The following is a 16,394-nucleotide window of genomic DNA, read 5'->3' as shown; positions in this document are numbered from 1 at the left end:
AAAAGAGCACAGTCGATAAGTCAAAGACTCTGCTCTCGCGTTTACTTATATTTCACAGCTGTCATCTTTACAAATTCCCACATCTTTTTGTCCAAGTGTTTGAAGTTTTGACGAGATGCCTTCTTCTTCTGCCACTTTTCTCAATGCTTCTTCAAAAGCTTCTGCAGGTTGTGCCCCAGAAATCGCATACTTACGGTTAATCACAAAGAATGGAACTCCTTGCACACCAAGTGACATACCTTCTTCGATATCTTGTTTCACTTCAGCTTCAAATGCAGTAGACGATAAAACTTCAGCAGCTTGAGTACGATCCAAACCGATTTCTTCTATTAAGTTAAGCAACACTTCATGACGGCCAATTTCTTGTGCTTCGATGAAATACGCTTTTAACAAACGTTCACTTGTTTCAGCTGGTTTGCCTTGCGCTTCAGCCCATTTAGCTAATCGATGTGCGTCAAATGTGTTCGCTGGTTTAATGCGATCAAAATCGTATTCAAGACCAACTGTTTGTGCCTGCTGTTTTACAGAAGTCGTCATTTGTTTTGCTGCTTCTGGTGTTGTTTTATACTTTTCAGCAAGCATTTCATATGTCGACTTTTCTGAAATGGCTGGAGAATTAGGATCTAGTTCATACGCTTTAAATTGAACATCAATGTTTTTAGCTAAGCCTGTTGATTGAATCGCTTCTTCTAAGCGACGTTTTCCTATATAACAAAATGGACATACATAATCTGACCATACTTCAATTTTCATTTTGTTCACCTCTTCATAATTGTAGTGCGTCGTTGGTCGTGTCGCAATTTTTATGCTCGTAACAAGATTTTGGCTTATGCGCGTCTTCTGATATATTTCACAGTTGTTTAAGATAAAATGTAAAAGCCGACTCCAAAAAGGAATCGGCTTTTACATTTTTTATTTACTTAATGCTTCTGTTAACACTGGAACTACTTGTTTCTTACGCGATACAACGCCTTTTAATACGCCAACATTATTTACGAAAGGAACGCCGAAAGCTTGTTCAACCTTCCCTGCTTGGCTACCTAAAGCTAGTGCTACAGAGTCGTTGTTTAAAATGTCTGTTACGACGAACAGGAATAAATCTAATCCTTTTTCAGCAATTTTTCGATAAATTAAATCTTCTAGTTCTCCTTGATTGACCATGATTTCATTTACATCTACCGCATTAATTTGACCAATTTCCACTTTATAATCACCGATACCAAACTCTTTTGCATCGAGTGTCAATAAATCTTCAAGCGTTTTGCCGCTTAAATCCGCTCCTGCTTTTAACATCGCTAAGCCATACTCTAGAGCATCCACACCTGCGATGGCTTCGAGTTCTTTTGCTGCCGCAATATCTTGTTCAGTACACGTTGGTGATTTAAATAACAAAGAATCTGAAATAATCGCAGATAACATTAATCCTGCAATATTTGCTGGTATGTCTACGCCATTTTCTTTAAATAGCTTATTTAGAATTGTCGCTGTACAACCCACTGGTTCAGCACGGAAGTACAATGGATCAGCTGTTTGGAAGTTCGCAATACGGTGATGATCTATTACTTCTATAACTTGGACATCATCAATATCTTCTACACTTTGTTGTTTTTCATTGTGATCAACTAATATGATGTGTTTAACATCATGTGAAGCCTTTTCAATGAAACGAGGCGCTTCAAAACCGAATTTTTCTAAAGCAAATGCTGTTTCATTTTGAACTTCGCCTATACGAACTGCTTCTGCATTCATTCCTAATTCACGTTTCAAATGCGCATAAACAATCGCAGAAGAAATCGAATCTGTATCTGGATTTCTATGTCCTACTACATATACTTTTTCCATGAGTATCCTCCAATAATTAAACTTCACGTTGTTCATTTTATCATACCTATTTCATAAACAAAATGGCTCCAAGTTGTTCTTTATTAACTAATAGATCTTGCAAAGTGTACGCGTCAAGAACTGCAAAATAAGCTTCTAGCGCATCACGTAATATGCTTCGAAGTTTACAAACGGGCGTAATGACGCATTGATTCGTGGCACAATTGAAACATTCTACCAAATAAAAATCATCTTCCGTTTTTCTCACGACTTTACCAATATTAATTTCATTTGGATTCAAAGCAAGACGGATTCCGCCTCCTCTACCTCGAATCGTCTCGATGTACCCATGTTTGCCTAATTCATATGTGACTTTCATTAAATGATTTTTCGAAATGCCATAAGCAGTTGAAATCTCTTGAATAGTGGATAGTTGTGATTTTTCTTTTGCTCCCACGTACATTAATACGCGAAGTGAAAAATCGGTGTACATCGTTAAACGCATAACTTCACCGTACTTTCTATCATCATTATAACGATTATGTCTTTTCCGTGAAAGAAATGTGTCCGAAAAATTAAAGATGTATTTTATATATTGCTTTAATAAATTTACAGGCGTATGGTTAAGCTATGAAAGATAAATAGGAGGAATTATAAATGTTATCCCAAAAATCAATCGATATCGTTAAATCAACAGCACCCATTTTAGCTGATAGAGGTGTAGAAATTACAACCGTTTTTTACAAAAATTTATTCACTGCTCACCCAGAATTACTTAACTTATTTAATAGCGTCAATCAGAAACAAGGACGACAACAAACGGCTCTTGCCAACACTGTTTATGCAGCGGCGTTGCACATTGATAATTTAGGTGTCTTACTTCCAGCTGTCAAACAGATTGCACAAAAACATCGTTCATTAGGCATTAAACCTGAACACTATCCAATCGTTGGTAAACATTTGCTTGAAGGAATTAAAGAAGTATTAGGAGACGCTGCAACAGATGAGATCATCCAAGCTTGGGCTGACGCATATGGCATTATTGCCGATGTCTTTATTCAAGTGGAAATTGAGATGTATAAAGAAGCAGAAGAGCAAGAAAATGGTTGGGGAGAATTTAAAAACTTCGAAATCGTTGATAAAGTGGTTGAAAGTGACATCATTACTTCATTTTACTTAAAACCTGTAGACGGATCAGCAGTTCCAACATATAATCCAGGTCAATATATTACAATTCGCTTAGCTATTCCTGGTGAAACGTATATATTAAATCGCCAATATAGTTTGTCTCAAGCACCTAATCAAGATACTTTCCGTATTACAGTGAAAAAAGAAAACGAAATGAATCCTAATGGGAAAGTTTCAGTTTACTTGCATCAGAATCTTCAAATTGGAGATACGTTTGAAGTAAGTTCTCCTGCCGGTGATTTCTATTTAGACATGGAAAGTACACGTCCAGTAACGTTGATTAGTGGTGGAGTTGGTATAACGCCTATGATGAGTATGTTGGATACCCTTTCTAAAAATTCTCCAACTCGACCTGTATCTTTCTTACATGGCGCAAGAAATAATGCTTTGCATGCTTTTGATAAAGACGTTCAACAATTAATGTCGGCGATGGAAGACACAACTTATTTAGCCTTTTATTCAGATGAAAATAAATTGCTTACAAAAGAACTATTAGCAGAGAATGTTCTCGCAAATGGTGATATCTATGTTTGTGGTCCAGTTCCGTTTATGAAGGCGATTATTCCTACGCTTTATGAACTTGGTTTTGCTGAAGAACATGTTCACTTCGAGTTTTTCGGTCCAGCTGTTTCACTGGAACCAGCTCTCGCATAAAATATAAAACAACAAGAGCTATCACCCGATTGCGGTGATAGCTCTTTTACTTTGTATAGTCGAAATAAAGTTGATTGACAGTTGATTAAATACGTCTGGTTGATCAATGTTACACACATGACCTGAATCTTTAATTTTAATCAGTTTAAATTCATCGTTACGTTTCACCACTTCTTCAACTGGTGGCATGAATAAGTAATCCTCCACTCCCATTAAGAAAAGGGTTGGAATGGCATTGGTTTTCATTTGTAGCCTAGTTAAATATGGATTAATTAGTTTAGTTAAAGAGAACCATTTAATAAACTCTTTTTGACACATTTTTTTCGCTTGGTTGACGAAAACTGAACGTGATTCTTCATGGCGTTTTTTCGGCATAATGATCCAAGCAAATAATTTATATAACAACATATATGGAATGAAGCGCTTTGTTACACGTCCTGTCCATAATAATAATTTCGTACGGATATCAAGACGAATAATGGCTCCACCTAATATAAGGGAAGATACTCGTTCAGGAAAACGTTCTGCCATGGTTTGGGCAACAATTGTTCCTAGGGACATACCAATGACATGTGTTCGTTCTATATTTAATTCATCGAAGACCGTTTTCACTTCATCTGCAATATGGACAAATGAATCGCCTTTCTTCCAACGTCCACGAGCAGATTTACCGTGTCCTCGGAGGTCGATTAATAAGACATTATGTGCTTTTCTAAACTCTCGTATTTGTTTGTACCAAATGGACGAACTTCCACCCGCTCCATGAACAAAAGATACCCACGGGGCATCCGGTGATACGACATAGGTTTTATAGTGAAGCAATTTGCTCAAACTCCTCTAGCATACTCTTTTCTCTATTAAACCACCTGACACGTCGTGGTATCAACAGATTTGGCTAGATTAATATGTCCACATGCTCCATTTACCGATGTCGACGAAGCCTATTCTCTTGTAGATAGCACCTGCAGAGGGGTTGTCATAAAACAGACACAACATTTTATTCTCAGCTAATAACTCACGACAAAGCTTCGACATACAGTAAGTTGCTAGCCCTCTTTTCTGATGTTCTGGTAAAGTTCCCACACCGACAATCATCGCAGATTGACTATTTTCTGCTGTGCTTGACGCAGAACTAATGATGGTGCCTTGTTCTTTTATAAAGTACGCTCGTGCAAGCCCTTTTTCTAAAGACACTTGCTTATGCTCGACGCTATAATTACCTTCAGCAAATTCAGGAATAGCTTTCATCATTGTAATAATATCTTGTGCATCATCTACCCGAGCTCTTTCTACTGTAATTTCGGAAGGAATTGTCGGGAGAAGTTCTGCCGATTCACATTTCGCGTAATAAAGAACGCGTGGTTTTTTGGGTTGTGCGGTTATGTAAGGAATTAATTTGTTAACCATTTCTTCAATTCCAGACAGATAACTGAATGATGAATCTGTATTGATAATAGTTGCTAATCCTTTTGCATCAAAATCTTCTGGTGCATAGATTATGAAGTTTTTATCATACTTTAATAAGACCGATCTTAAGTTACCTTGGTCATTGAAGTCACCCCAAAGAGTTTGGATAGTTGAATGAAATCCGTATCCTTCAATATCTCCAATAATAAAGACATTTTCAGCTGGTCTTTGTGAAACAAAATCCAGCGTTTGTTGACGATCTGTTTCTATTAATTGCCTAATCATATGAAGCTCACTCCCCTTAGCACTTTAGTCTCTATCTTACCTTTTAAAAGGTATATTACTTTATAACATAATTCCTTAATTATTCCAATATTACATCAAATATTACCCATTTATTTCTTTTTAAGTGATAAAATAAGCTTAAAGTAGTGTATACTACTAGTTAAAGTGATAGAAATATACTAATCATTATATGTTTCTTTTGATACAGAAAAGAGGTTAATTATGGTAAAGAAAATGGAGAAAAAGTATATCCCGCTGGAGTCTTTTTTTGCAGAAGCTGCACAAAACGAAGTCATACTTACTTATACCGCTATCGAAAATATTGTCGGTCAACCATTACCAAATGCCGCTTATTTAAATAGTAGCTGGTGGAAAAAAACGAAACCACCTGCCACACACTTTTTAGCTTGGATGAACGCTGATTATACAATAAAAGAAATTGACTTAGGTCGGTCTGTTACTTTCATTAAAGAGACCGATGAGATAAATGTGGGTCAGTCTTCTTCTGCTAATCCAGAGAATATATTAATTATTCGGCCTGTTGATTTAGATGATGCACGTGCTATTATTCATCTACAACAAGACATTGATACAGAATCCGACTTTATGCTGTTTGGCAAAGATGAACGTAAAATGTCCGTCCAATCCATTCGCAAGAGAATTGGCGAATGGAAAAAATCCGATAACTCTAGAATGTTTGTCGGTATTCTTAACGGAGAATTTGCTGGTTTTGCGGCTTTAGTAACTGGCCCATCTCCCCGAGCAAGTCACCGAGCTTCTATCGTAGTTGGTGTACGTAAAGCTTACTACGGGAAAAGTGTTGGGACCTCGTTAATGACTAAAGCAGAAGCCTGGGCACATGAAGTTGGGATCTCTCGCTTAGAACTAACTGTGATTGAAAACAACGAACCCGCTCTTGCTCTTTATAAGAAGTTGGGATATAACGTGGAAGGCACAAGAAATAATTCCTTATTAATTAACGGGGACTATATTAATGAATTGTATATGGCTAAAAATATACAGAAAGCGACGACGTGAAATAATTCACATCGTCGCTTTTGTTTAATTTCCAGTTTTTGAGAATTCTTCAATACGTGCAGCTATTTCGTCACGGACTCTTTGGAACACAGCCCACTTCTCTTCTTCAGTTCCTTCAGCACGAGCAGGATCGTCAAAGCCCCAATGCCAACGCGTTACATGCGGTGGAGTCATTGGACATTTATCGTTTGCATCTCCGCACAATGTAACGACGAAGTCAGCTTTATTTAATAGCTCAGCATCAATCATATCCGACGTTTGATTTCGAATGTCTATGCCAACTTCATCCATCGCTTTAATGGCATTTGGATTAAGTCCGTGCGCTTCAATACCAGCTGAATATACTTCAAACTTGTCACTTAAGAATTTATGACCAAATGCTTCCGCCATCTGAGAACGGCATGAATTGCCTGTACATAAAAAATAAAAAATTTTCTTTTCCATGAGTAATCATCCTTTTTTAATGAATTATAGTTAACCATAAATAAAGTCCAGTTAATGTAATAAACAAAGTTGGAACGGTTAAAATGACACCTACCTTAAAGTAGTAACCCCATGCAATTTTTACGCCTTTTTGACTTAAGACATGCAACCATAATAAAGTTGCAAGAGAACCAATTGGTGTCATTTTCGGCCCTAAGTCAGAACCGATAATATTTGCATATATTAGCGCTTCTCGCATTACACCAGTGGTATTCGTATCGGCAATCGCAAGAGCGTCAATCATGACAGTCGGCATATTGTTCATGACTGAAGATAGAATAGCCGCGATAAAGCCCATACCGAGTGTTGCTGAATATAAACCATGACTAGCTGTCCATTCAATCACTTCTGTTAACACTGACGTTAAACCGACATTACGAAGACCATATACGACGACATACATACCAATCGAGAAAAAGACAATGGCCCACGGAGCTCCTTTTACTACATTCTTCGTGTGAACTGCCGAGCTTCTACGAGCAATGAATAAGAAGATCAGCGCTACACTTGCTGCAATAAAGGATACTGGAATGTTTAAAGTTTCGCTTAAGAAATAACCAATCAATAATATGCTAAGTACGTACCACGAAACATGGAACATGCGAATATCTTTTAACGCAGCCTTTGGCTCTTTTAACATTTTCTCATCAAAATGTTTAGGGATTGATTTACCAAAGAATAAATACAGCACTAACATACTCGCTGCAACACTAAATAAGTTCGGTACAAACATCCGTGATGCGTATTCAATAAATCCAATGCCGAAGAAATCTGCTGATACGATATTCACCAAGTTACTAATAACAAAAGGAAGTGAAGCAGTATCTGCAATAAATCCTGAAGCCATAATAAACGGTAAAATCATCTTGTCTTTAAAATCGAGGGCACGAACCATGGCTAGTACAATCGGTGTTAAGATAAGTGCTGCTCCATCGTTTGCAAACAACGCAGCTACTGCAGCACCAAGTAATGTGACTAGTAGGAACATACGCATTCCGCTGCCTTTTGCAAAGCGCGCCATATGAAGGGCTGCCCATTCAAAGAATCCAATCTCGTCTAAAATTAATGAAATGATAATTAACGCAATGAACGTTAATGTCGCATTCCATACGATTCCTGTTACATCAATGACATCTTGAAAATTTACAACTCCTACAAGAAGGGCAATTGCCGCTCCAGCCATCGCTGACCAACCAATTGATAACCCTCTAGGCTGCCATATGACAAAAATTAACGTCACAATAAAAACAATACTTGCTAACCATAAATCCATTTTGTAACCTCCGCTTATGCTTCACACATGACTTTTTTTCCTTCTTTGATTAAGTCTTCTACTGTTCGTGTTGGGGCTGGTAGTAGACTGAGTAGATGTATTAGTACTGGGTATTGAGGGTGTCGAACCTTCAATGACCAAATTGTCCAGCGACCACGTTTCTCTTCACTGACGATGCCTGCATCTTTTAGTTTACGCATATGTTGACTTATTGCGGGTTGTGTCATTTGCAGCAACTCCGTTAGCTCACATACACATAATGATTGATGCATGAGGTAGCTTAGAATTCTTAAACGATTTTGATCACCAATGCCTTTTAAGTATTGTTCAAGTGCTATGTAATCCATAAGTATCCCCTTATCTATTGTGAACATTTTCATTATATAAGCATTCTCTTATGAATGCAATATGAAATGGTGTGATTATTATTCAAATGAAGTGAGTAACAACATCTATAAACCCAAACCTTGATTGCTTGCACTAAGGGTGACAGGTTCTCAGTTTGCTTCGGATGCTTTTTCTGCTGCACCATGAGCTAGAGAATAAAGAGGATGGGCTTGTGACTGCGTCACTTCGCCCACCCTTATTTTTGTAGATCATATTGCGGCGGGTGTGCGTCCTTCGCTTCCTTGCAACCTGGTCGTACTTAGTTAGGTTCGTTTGGTTTACTAGAGAATCGTTGGTTTCTTTATGTAGATATTCGGCTTTTCGGCCTCTTTCTGCTATTTTTATTTCGAAATTCCTTATCAAAAATTGACGAGATAATTCAGTGTATCCCTAAAACCAACAATAATGTCTGATCATTAAACATGAAGACAACAGGTTTTCAGTCCGCTTCGGATGCTTTACCTGCTGCACTTTGAGCTAGAGAATAAAGAGGATGGGCTTGTGACTGCGTCACTTCGCCCATCCTTATTTTTTTAGATCATCTTGCGGCGGGTGTGCGTCCTTCGCTCCCTTGCAACCTGGTCGCACTAAGTTATGTTCGTTTGGTTTACTAGAGAATTGATGGTTTCTTTATGTAGATATTCGGCCGAAGATGATATTTCAGCCTCTAGCTGCTTCTTTTATTAGTATCTGAGTCAATTTCATAATTCATAAAACCGAATTCAGCGCAAATTATGCAGTTAATCAATTACTATAGGGGAAATTGTGAGTTAGAACGAATAGAATAATCTAAATCTGAATGAGTAACATGAAACTTATCATCAAAAAAATCGTTATATGGAAAGCGGAATGCAGGAAACTAGTACGTTCCATTCAAGGCAAGGGAAAAGCTGGAGATAATTTCAAACTTACCTATTGCTTCGGTAAAATGAATTAAGTATAAATAAATTCAGTAAACTATTTCCACCTTTATTTTAGTTTTATAAAATAAAAGGAGGATTTACAGGAGGGTGACAATGGGTGAAATAGATATTATATTCATAGTTAAAATGATTATTATTGGACTAGTTCAAGGCTTGACAGAACCGATTCCCGTTTCCTCTAGTGGACACGTTATGATTGCTAGCGAGATTTTAGGTCTTGGTGAACAAGGTTTTACTTTTGCTATATTAACAAATACGGCTTCAATGCTTGCGATACTTTATTTTTACAGACAAGATATGGTCAGGCTTACAATCAATTCAATTCATTATTTGAAAACAAAAAATCGTCGATATAAGAGTGACTTTCGATTTGTTTGCTTTATTGTCATTGCTACTATACCAGCAGCGGTTCTGGGGATTTTATTAAATGACTATATTGCAGAAAAGGTCAACATGGCAACAATTGCGGTGATGCTCTTTATCACAGGGGTTGCTCTGTGGTTAATACGCAATATGAACGGGGATAAAGATGAACGGGATATTACAATTAAGGATGCGTTCATTGTTGGTTTAGGTCAGGCTGTCGCTTTAACACCAGGAATTAGCCGTTCAGGCGCTACGATCATTTCAGCAATTGCTGTTGGAATGAAGCATGATACGGCACTTAGATTTTCATTTATGTTATATATTCCTGTGAGCATCGGAGGCGTAATACTAGGTTTTTCAGACTTTTTGAATGAACCAAATAAAGCAAACTTAGCCATTCCATATTTAGCGGCATTTATTGCCACGCTTTTAATGACCTATTTTGCGTTGAAGTGGTTTATGGGAATTATGAAAAATGGCAAACTTGTTTATTTTACATATTATTGTTTCATTATGGGGGCATTACTTCAAATTTTCTTCTAAAGTATTTTTATTTGAGAATTGGCTATTTACCTAACGTGGTTAGTTGAAGAACACATTAATGGGCTCTTTTCTTTTGGTGAAATATCAACACTATCGTTCACTTAGGATAAAAATAAAGAAATGCGTTTGCCACCTAAATTGCATCTTCGGCAGCTGTTTTTGATGAAGAAAGTGATAATTCATTAGTAAACTAAAATCAAAGAACTATTTGCCTGAAGGTTGTATGGGATTGATGATAGCATCCGAGCCGTAAGATTACCTGTAATAGTAGAGGGGGACGTGACTATGTCACATCCCCCTCTTACTTATTTATTAGGCAAAATTGCAGGCGGAATAGGAAACCCAAGTGATAGTTGGTCGCACACGCCTATTCACACTTTCTTATTTTCATCTATTAGTTTAATCGTATTGAGCATGGTGTTGGTTAGAATCTCAATGCCTGTATGGATGCTATCCTGATTGAAGGTCATTTTGGGATGATGTAGTCCTGGTGATAGACCGCATCCTAGGCCTAGCATAGTCGCTTTAATAGTTGGCTTATGTAGGGAGTAAAAATGAAAGTCTTCACCACCTGGAGTCGTAATCCGTGGTTCCAATTTATCTGCACCCAAAACGGTAATAATCGCTTGTTCCATAAGGTCATACGCTTCTTCATTTACAATTGCCGCTACTAATCCTTCGTGCATTTTAAATTTTATCTTTACGTGATAGATGGATTCTACACTGCGCAGGACTTCGTTGACTTTTGTACGAAGAATACGCATTGCTTCATTCGTTTGCGCACGTGCATCCAATGTAAATGAAGCTTTTCCTGGAATGATGTTGCCTGTTTCACTTCCTGCATGTAATTTAGTCATTTTCACTGAATAAGGGACGAGCGGATCCATTCGTATTCCTTCTAATCCATGAACAATCGCGGCGCCTACCTCAATTGCATTTTGACCGAGATGAGGTCTAGCGGCATGGGTATCTTCTCCCAAAATTGTCCCTTTTATGATCCCAGCAGATCCATGACAAATGGCAGCTGATGCTGTACCATCTGGAATTTCTTGAATGGGGCGAAGATGAACGCCAAATAAATAATCTACATCGTCTAAAACGCCAAGGTTAAGCATCTTTAACGCGCCTTGTCCTTTTTCTTCAGCTGGTTGAAAAATCCATTTGAAGCGAATATCTTTAGGGAAGCCAATTTCTTTCATTCTAAGTAAAGTACCTATACCAATGGACATATGAGCATCATGACCACATGAATGATTTGCTTTAAATACTCCGTCAACTTCTTGCCAAAGTGCATCAATATCTGCTCGAATGCCAATACATGTTGGACCTTCTCCAACCTCAACAACCAAACCCGTTATGTCATCAAATGTTCGAACACTAAATCCCTCTTCTTCAATCAGTTTTTTTAAATAAGCTGTCGTTCCAACTTCTTTCCAACTAATTTCCGGATGTTCATGTAAATACGTAAATATCTCATTTATTCTAGACCTGTTTGATTCCTTACTGTCTTTCATATCTTTCACCTCATGAATATGTTGTTTCTATTACATTATCCTATTTTGAGTCAAAGTATTAGGCTTTTTTTCGGAAATATAAAGTTAACGTGTACAATACCTCAAGAATGAGGGTATGTATTAATAATATGTACAAGATATTGAACATACTTTTTTCAAAACGGTTTAACTTCGTTTTAGCTTTTCTTTGATATTGGAGAACACACGAAAGAGTCAATTTACGCTTAGCATGCCCCAAGAGCGAGAAGAATGAGACTCCTTTTATAATTTCTTGGAACGTGCTGAACTCTGAACAACATTATATTTTGACTGACCCTTGTTTTATATTACCTCTTGTTTAAGGAGGTTCTTTTTGGGCAAACAATATGGAATACATATTGTTTAACAATGATTGACAATAAAATAATGACTTTTAGAAAGGACATTACAATCGATGAAAATATACCTTCTTGATAAGTATTTAAAAAAATACACAAGGATGTCCGAAAGGGAACTAACCCATACGGTTAAATCTAACTTATGGTTTACCCCTGTTCTTTACGTCTTTTTTTCCATAATACTAGTAACTTTATCATTAAATGGTGACTTGAATTTCGAACTAGGCGATAGAATGCGACCGCATTTTGCCTTAGATTATGAACTGACTCTTTCTCTTTTAAGCATCCTTACTTCAGCAACTTTAACGATTACCATATTCACATTCAACTTGGTATTAGTTGTTTTCACAACGTTTTCCGGGCAATTTTCTCCTCGAATACTTAAAAATTTTATAGCGAGCAAAGCGACACAGCGTGTTCTAGGAATCTTTACTGGGAGTTTTATCTATGTTCTTTTATCTTTATTCTTCATTAATGAAAGAATAACCGAATATTATTTTGCAGTTCCCCTTACAGCTACCTTTTTAGCCATTTTTTCGATGGCCACTTTTATATTTTTTATTAATCATGCAGTTGCGTGGTTGCAAGTGAATCAAATGACAGATGACATGAAAAAAGAAGCATTGGGCATTGTAAATGGAACCTTGAAAAATGAACTAGATATTTACAAAGTCAAAGATTTCAATGACGCAAATGCGGATATTAGAGACGGTAAGGGTATCCACATTAAAGCTGGTTCACCAGGCTATATTCAACTCGTGGATTTTATCTCCATGATTAAAGAAGCTCAAATAGATGATATTACGATAAAGCTTGAGTACACAATAGGGAGTTACGTGTTTGAAACTACGCCACTTTTGACCTATTGGAAAAACCATGAGATTGCAATAGTTGAAGATAAATATTTGGCCTTTTTTAGTGTTAGAAAGAAACAGACAGAAGTTCAAGATATTGAATTCAGTATTAATAAACTAGTGGAAGTTGCCATAAGAGCGCTTGGAAATTACGATCCCAAGACTGCGACTACTGCTATTTACCAAGTAGGAGAAATACTTGTGTCTATTTCGCAAGTCACCGACTTCTCCAATTATTTAGTAGATGATGAGAATAATCTGCGATTAATTTTACAAAAAAGAGATTTTAATCACTATTTGTACAATGGATTAGGTTATATCAGACACTATGCAAAAGATAATGTTATTGTTTCAACAGAAATACTAAAAGTTTTAGATTTAATGGCTAAATCGCTCCATCCCCGAGACTATCAATCAGTTTGGGATTTCGCCATACACACAGCAATCGGTTTTGAAAGTCTGTTTTTGTTCGAACAAGACAGTCAACAATTTTATTTGGCGCTATTTAACTTAGCCACTACCACCGACAATCTAGAGGATTATGAAGAATTCCTTAAAAAAATATAATGAATTAAACACAAAAAATGTCCCGTTTTAACGGGACATTTTTTTGTTTAAAGTTGTTCTAACAATTTTAGAGATTCACGGTTAAATGCTGGAATATCTTCAGGTTGTCGACTTGTCACTAATTGATTTTGGCAAACAACCACTTCTTTATCTACAAATTTCGCTCCGGCATATAACATATCTTGTCCGATCGATTTATAACCCGTTGCGTCACGACCTTCAAGTGCTTTTGCCGAAATTAATAATTGTGGACCATGACAGATTGCAAATACTGGTTTCTTTGCATCCATAAAGGCTTTAGTGAATTCCACAAACCTATCATCTGCTCGTAATTGATCGGGTGAAAAACCGCCCGGTAGGAACAATGCGTCGAAATCTTCAGGTTTCACATCATCAATACCATGATCAATGGTCACCATAGCATCTCCTTGTTTACCTTTTACTTCTTTTCCTGCTTCTTTTTCAATTGTAAATACTTCATGACCCGCTTCGTTAAAAGCTCTCGCCGGATCCATATACTCGATGTCTTCAAACATATCTGTGATTAAAGTTGCAATTTTAGCCATTTCTAAATCACTCCTTAATAGTTTGTTCATCATAAGTATTCCACTAAAATATCCCATTAAACATATTATCGGTATTTGGATACCATTGGATGACCTTTTTCAGAAAACCGATAAGGATACTCTACCGCTTCTCCAGTATTTTGAATTCCGACTCGTGGTCCTATTTCAAGTTCAGTCACGCCCGGACCTGGAGCAATGAAAAGTGGTTCTTCTGTCCAATGATGCCCATAGTAACTCATACTTACATCTAATGCTTTGGATAGTTTCCCCGGACCATTTGTCCAGTTTTTCATCGCATTAGTTCCACGGAATTGTTGCATTAGTTCATGACCAACAACTGGTTCGCCAGCACGCAACAAAATAGCCTCCGGTTTGCCGACTGGACCACTAACAACATTCATCAAAATATGTGTGTGCATTTGATAGGTATAAACAAGACCTGGTTCTCCAAACATTACTTCAGTTCGTTTTGTCCGACGGTTACCGAAACTATGGGCAGCTCGATCTTCAGCTCCCATATACGCTTCTGTTTCAATTATTTTAACGACCATTACACCTTCAGGATGTTGATGAACAAGATATTGACCTACTAGGTTTTGGGCAAGTTCAATAGTAGGTTGTTGAAAAAAATTCGCTGCAATTGGTTGGAAATTCATGTGCATTCCCCCTTCTTTTATTATACTAATACAATACATACAAATTTAACGAAACGGGGAAACTACATATGAAAGAAATCATTCAAGAAATACAACAATTTAGAAATGATCGAAACTGGGGCGGTAATCACGATGCACGGAACTTAGCTATATCCATTTCGCTTGAAGCAAGTGAACTGTTGGAATGCTTTCAGTGGCGCTCTCCAGAAGAAGCGATTGCTCATGACAAACAAGCAATTGTTGATGAGATGGCCGATGTGTTTATTTACTTATTGCAGTTTTCGGATGTACTTGAAGTCGATTTAATCGAAGCAGCACGTGAAAAAATGAAGAAAAATGCTATAAAATATCCGATTCCGTCAAAATCATAAGAAAAGCGTAAAGCGCCTTCTAGCTCGACACCGGCGCTGGAAGAACCGATGCGAAAGCCTGCTTTCGCCTGAGGGTCTGAAGCTTAGGTGCGAGCTGGCGTTTGGAGCTAGACATAGATACTCAAAATCAAAGGTGTCGCTCGAAAAAGAATATATTTTCTTATAACTTAAGAAATTTAAGACAAGTCCTCCTTTTTTCCTATTGAGTAATATTTAACTGAATATTATATTAATTAAATACACATATAAGGGGTTGACCGCATGAACAGATGGAAGTGGTTAATTTGGATCGCTGCGGGTGCACTCCTCTTCTTTTACACAAGAAACGATACACACCAGGACCAAGTAAGTGCCAATGAATCATCTATCAAATCTTTCGACCCAAAATACAATCCAAATCAATCTCTTGCTGATTACTTAATATTCCGAGCTATGCTATCGGGCGAGGCGAAAATGGCAGTGACTGGTAGTAGTGTAACTCGTGGAACAGGATCAACTAACCAAAACAAAACTTGGCGTGGACAAATCGAAGTCAACCTTAGAAATTCAAACCCTGCTCTCGAAACATTCACGATATCGAATCACGGTTACTCAGGCTATACATCCGTACGTTTACTTGAAGATCATGTTACGGCTCCAATAGTAAAAGAGCAGCCAGACGTCTTGTTTATTGAGACATCCGTCATTAATAATCACAATAAAAATGTCTCGTTAGAAGACACCTTCAACTCGTTAGATTCACTATACCAATTGTATTCACAAGCCTCACCAAATACACGTATCGTATTCTTATCGCCAAATCCATGCACAACGAATAAATTTGGACCACCACTTAATCAGTTTGGTCTCAAATTCACGGATTATGTCGATGAAACTTCTGCCTATATCAAAAAACAAGGATGGACTTATTTTGACACACATGGCGCTATGCTCTATAACATGTCGTCAAAAAACATATCTCTTCCTTCTACATTAAAAGACGGGATTCATCCAAACGACCGGGGTTACAAAGTATGGGCAGATGTTTTATGGCCATTTTTAAAACAACAACAAGGCGCGTTACCGAACCCTATGTAATGATAAAACAGGCACATCTCGATAGTAGAGATGTGCCTGTTTTG

17 protein-coding genes are annotated in these 16,394 nt (G+C 37.4%); 6 read left to right on the top strand and 11 right to left on the bottom strand.

The genetic code is table 11. From position 1 onward, the window contains the following. Positions 1–45 precede the first annotated feature (45 nt). The 3 genes from ACFPYN_RS18230 to ACFPYN_RS18220 form a co-directional block, all read right to left on the bottom strand. Positions 46–753, bottom strand: a complete 708-nt coding sequence (locus tag ACFPYN_RS18230) for a DsbA family oxidoreductase (RefSeq protein WP_377736222.1) — start codon at positions 751–753, stop codon at positions 46–48. Between the two features lie 159 nt (positions 754–912). Further along, a complete protein-coding gene (locus ACFPYN_RS18225; RefSeq protein ID WP_377736220.1) occupies positions 913–1,842 on the bottom strand; it encodes a manganese-dependent inorganic pyrophosphatase in 930 nt (309 codons plus the stop codon). Positions 1,843–1,888: 46 nt separating this feature from the next. Continuing rightward, positions 1,889–2,326, bottom strand: coding sequence for an RrF2 family transcriptional regulator (locus ACFPYN_RS18220; protein ID WP_377736217.1), 438 nt, complete (start codon positions 2,324–2,326; stop codon positions 1,889–1,891). Positions 2,327–2,478: 152 nt separating this feature from the next. Between ACFPYN_RS18220 and hmpA the strand changes: the two genes are divergently transcribed. After that, entirely contained in the window at positions 2,479–3,663 is a 1,185-nt protein-coding gene (gene hmpA / locus ACFPYN_RS18215; RefSeq protein WP_377736215.1) for an NO-inducible flavohemoprotein, read from the top strand. A gap of 21 nt (positions 3,664–3,684) precedes the next feature. On the opposite strand, the gene ACFPYN_RS18210 is transcribed toward hmpA, so the two are convergent. Further along, a complete protein-coding gene (locus tag ACFPYN_RS18210) occupies positions 3,685–4,485 on the bottom strand; it encodes an alpha/beta fold hydrolase (RefSeq protein ID WP_377736213.1) in 801 nt (266 codons plus the stop codon). Positions 4,486–4,563: 78 nt separating this feature from the next. Next, positions 4,564–5,355: a GNAT family N-acetyltransferase gene (locus ACFPYN_RS18205; RefSeq protein WP_377736211.1), complete on the bottom strand. Its 792-nt coding sequence runs from the start codon at positions 5,353–5,355 to the stop codon at positions 4,564–4,566. Positions 5,356–5,577: 222 nt separating this feature from the next. Here ACFPYN_RS18205 and ACFPYN_RS18200 point away from each other — a divergent pair, with 222 nt between their 5' ends. Next, entirely contained in the window at positions 5,578–6,393 is an 816-nt protein-coding gene (locus ACFPYN_RS18200; RefSeq protein WP_377736208.1) for a GNAT family N-acetyltransferase, read from the top strand. A gap of 24 nt (positions 6,394–6,417) precedes the next feature. Here ACFPYN_RS18200 and arsC read toward each other — a convergent pair whose 3' ends face one another. Genes arsC through ACFPYN_RS18185 form a run of 3 tightly spaced genes read right to left on the bottom strand, consistent with a single transcriptional unit; the run spans position 6,418 to position 8,496 of the window. Continuing rightward, on the bottom strand, positions 6,418–6,837 hold the full coding sequence (gene arsC, locus ACFPYN_RS18195; protein ID WP_377736206.1) for an arsenate reductase (thioredoxin): 420 nt from the start codon (positions 6,835–6,837) through the stop codon (positions 6,418–6,420). 16 nt (positions 6,838–6,853) lie between these two features. Further along, positions 6,854–8,149, bottom strand: a complete 1,296-nt coding sequence (locus tag ACFPYN_RS18190) for an arsenic transporter (protein WP_377736203.1) — start codon at positions 8,147–8,149, stop codon at positions 6,854–6,856. A 14-nt stretch (positions 8,150–8,163) separates the two neighbouring features. Further along, positions 8,164–8,496: an ArsR/SmtB family transcription factor gene (locus ACFPYN_RS18185; RefSeq protein ID WP_377736200.1), complete on the bottom strand. Its 333-nt coding sequence runs from the start codon at positions 8,494–8,496 to the stop codon at positions 8,164–8,166. A gap of 1,056 nt (positions 8,497–9,552) precedes the next feature. On the opposite strand from ACFPYN_RS18185, the gene ACFPYN_RS18180 reads away from it, so the two are divergent. Continuing rightward, positions 9,553–10,368 (top strand): undecaprenyl-diphosphate phosphatase, encoded by an 816-nt coding sequence (locus ACFPYN_RS18180; protein ID WP_377736198.1) that lies wholly within the window; start codon positions 9,553–9,555, stop codon positions 10,366–10,368. A gap of 371 nt (positions 10,369–10,739) precedes the next feature. Here the strand turns inward: ACFPYN_RS18180 and ACFPYN_RS18175 are convergent, their stop codons facing one another. After that, positions 10,740–11,882 (bottom strand): M20 peptidase aminoacylase family protein, encoded by a 1,143-nt coding sequence (locus tag ACFPYN_RS18175; protein ID WP_377736195.1) that lies wholly within the window; start codon positions 11,880–11,882, stop codon positions 10,740–10,742. A 433-nt stretch (positions 11,883–12,315) separates the two neighbouring features. Between ACFPYN_RS18175 and ACFPYN_RS18170 the strand changes: the two genes are divergently transcribed. Further along, entirely contained in the window at positions 12,316–13,680 is a 1,365-nt protein-coding gene (locus ACFPYN_RS18170; RefSeq protein ID WP_377736193.1) for a DUF2254 domain-containing protein, read from the top strand. 47 nt (positions 13,681–13,727) lie between these two features. On the opposite strand, the gene ACFPYN_RS18165 is transcribed toward ACFPYN_RS18170, so the two are convergent. Both ACFPYN_RS18165 and ACFPYN_RS18160 read right to left on the bottom strand, forming a co-directional pair. Next, positions 13,728–14,246 carry a type 1 glutamine amidotransferase domain-containing protein gene (locus ACFPYN_RS18165; RefSeq protein ID WP_377736190.1) on the bottom strand — a complete coding sequence of 173 codons (519 nt, stop codon included), beginning with the start codon at positions 14,244–14,246 and terminating at the stop codon, positions 13,728–13,730. Between the two features lie 65 nt (positions 14,247–14,311). Next, a complete protein-coding gene (locus ACFPYN_RS18160; RefSeq protein WP_377736188.1) occupies positions 14,312–14,902 on the bottom strand; it encodes a DNA-3-methyladenine glycosylase in 591 nt (196 codons plus the stop codon). 68 nt (positions 14,903–14,970) lie between these two features. Between ACFPYN_RS18160 and ACFPYN_RS18155 the strand changes: the two genes are divergently transcribed. After that, positions 14,971–15,273, top strand: coding sequence for a nucleotide pyrophosphohydrolase (locus tag ACFPYN_RS18155; protein ID WP_377736185.1), 303 nt, complete (start codon positions 14,971–14,973; stop codon positions 15,271–15,273). Positions 15,274–15,534: 261 nt separating this feature from the next. Further along, the gene (locus tag ACFPYN_RS18150) at positions 15,535–16,350 is read left to right on the top strand and encodes an SGNH/GDSL hydrolase family protein (RefSeq protein WP_377736182.1); all 816 of its coding nucleotides are present in this window, start codon (positions 15,535–15,537) and stop codon (positions 16,348–16,350) included. The last annotated feature ends 44 nt before the right edge of the window (positions 16,351–16,394 follow it).

It is taken from the genome of Paenisporosarcina macmurdoensis (assembly GCF_042658845.1).
In the GTDB taxonomy this organism is placed as follows: domain Bacteria; phylum Bacillota; class Bacilli; order Bacillales_A; family Planococcaceae; genus Paenisporosarcina; species Paenisporosarcina macmurdoensis.
Note: the sequence above shows the minus strand (reverse complement) of the source record. Positions and strands in the feature narration are given on the sequence as shown.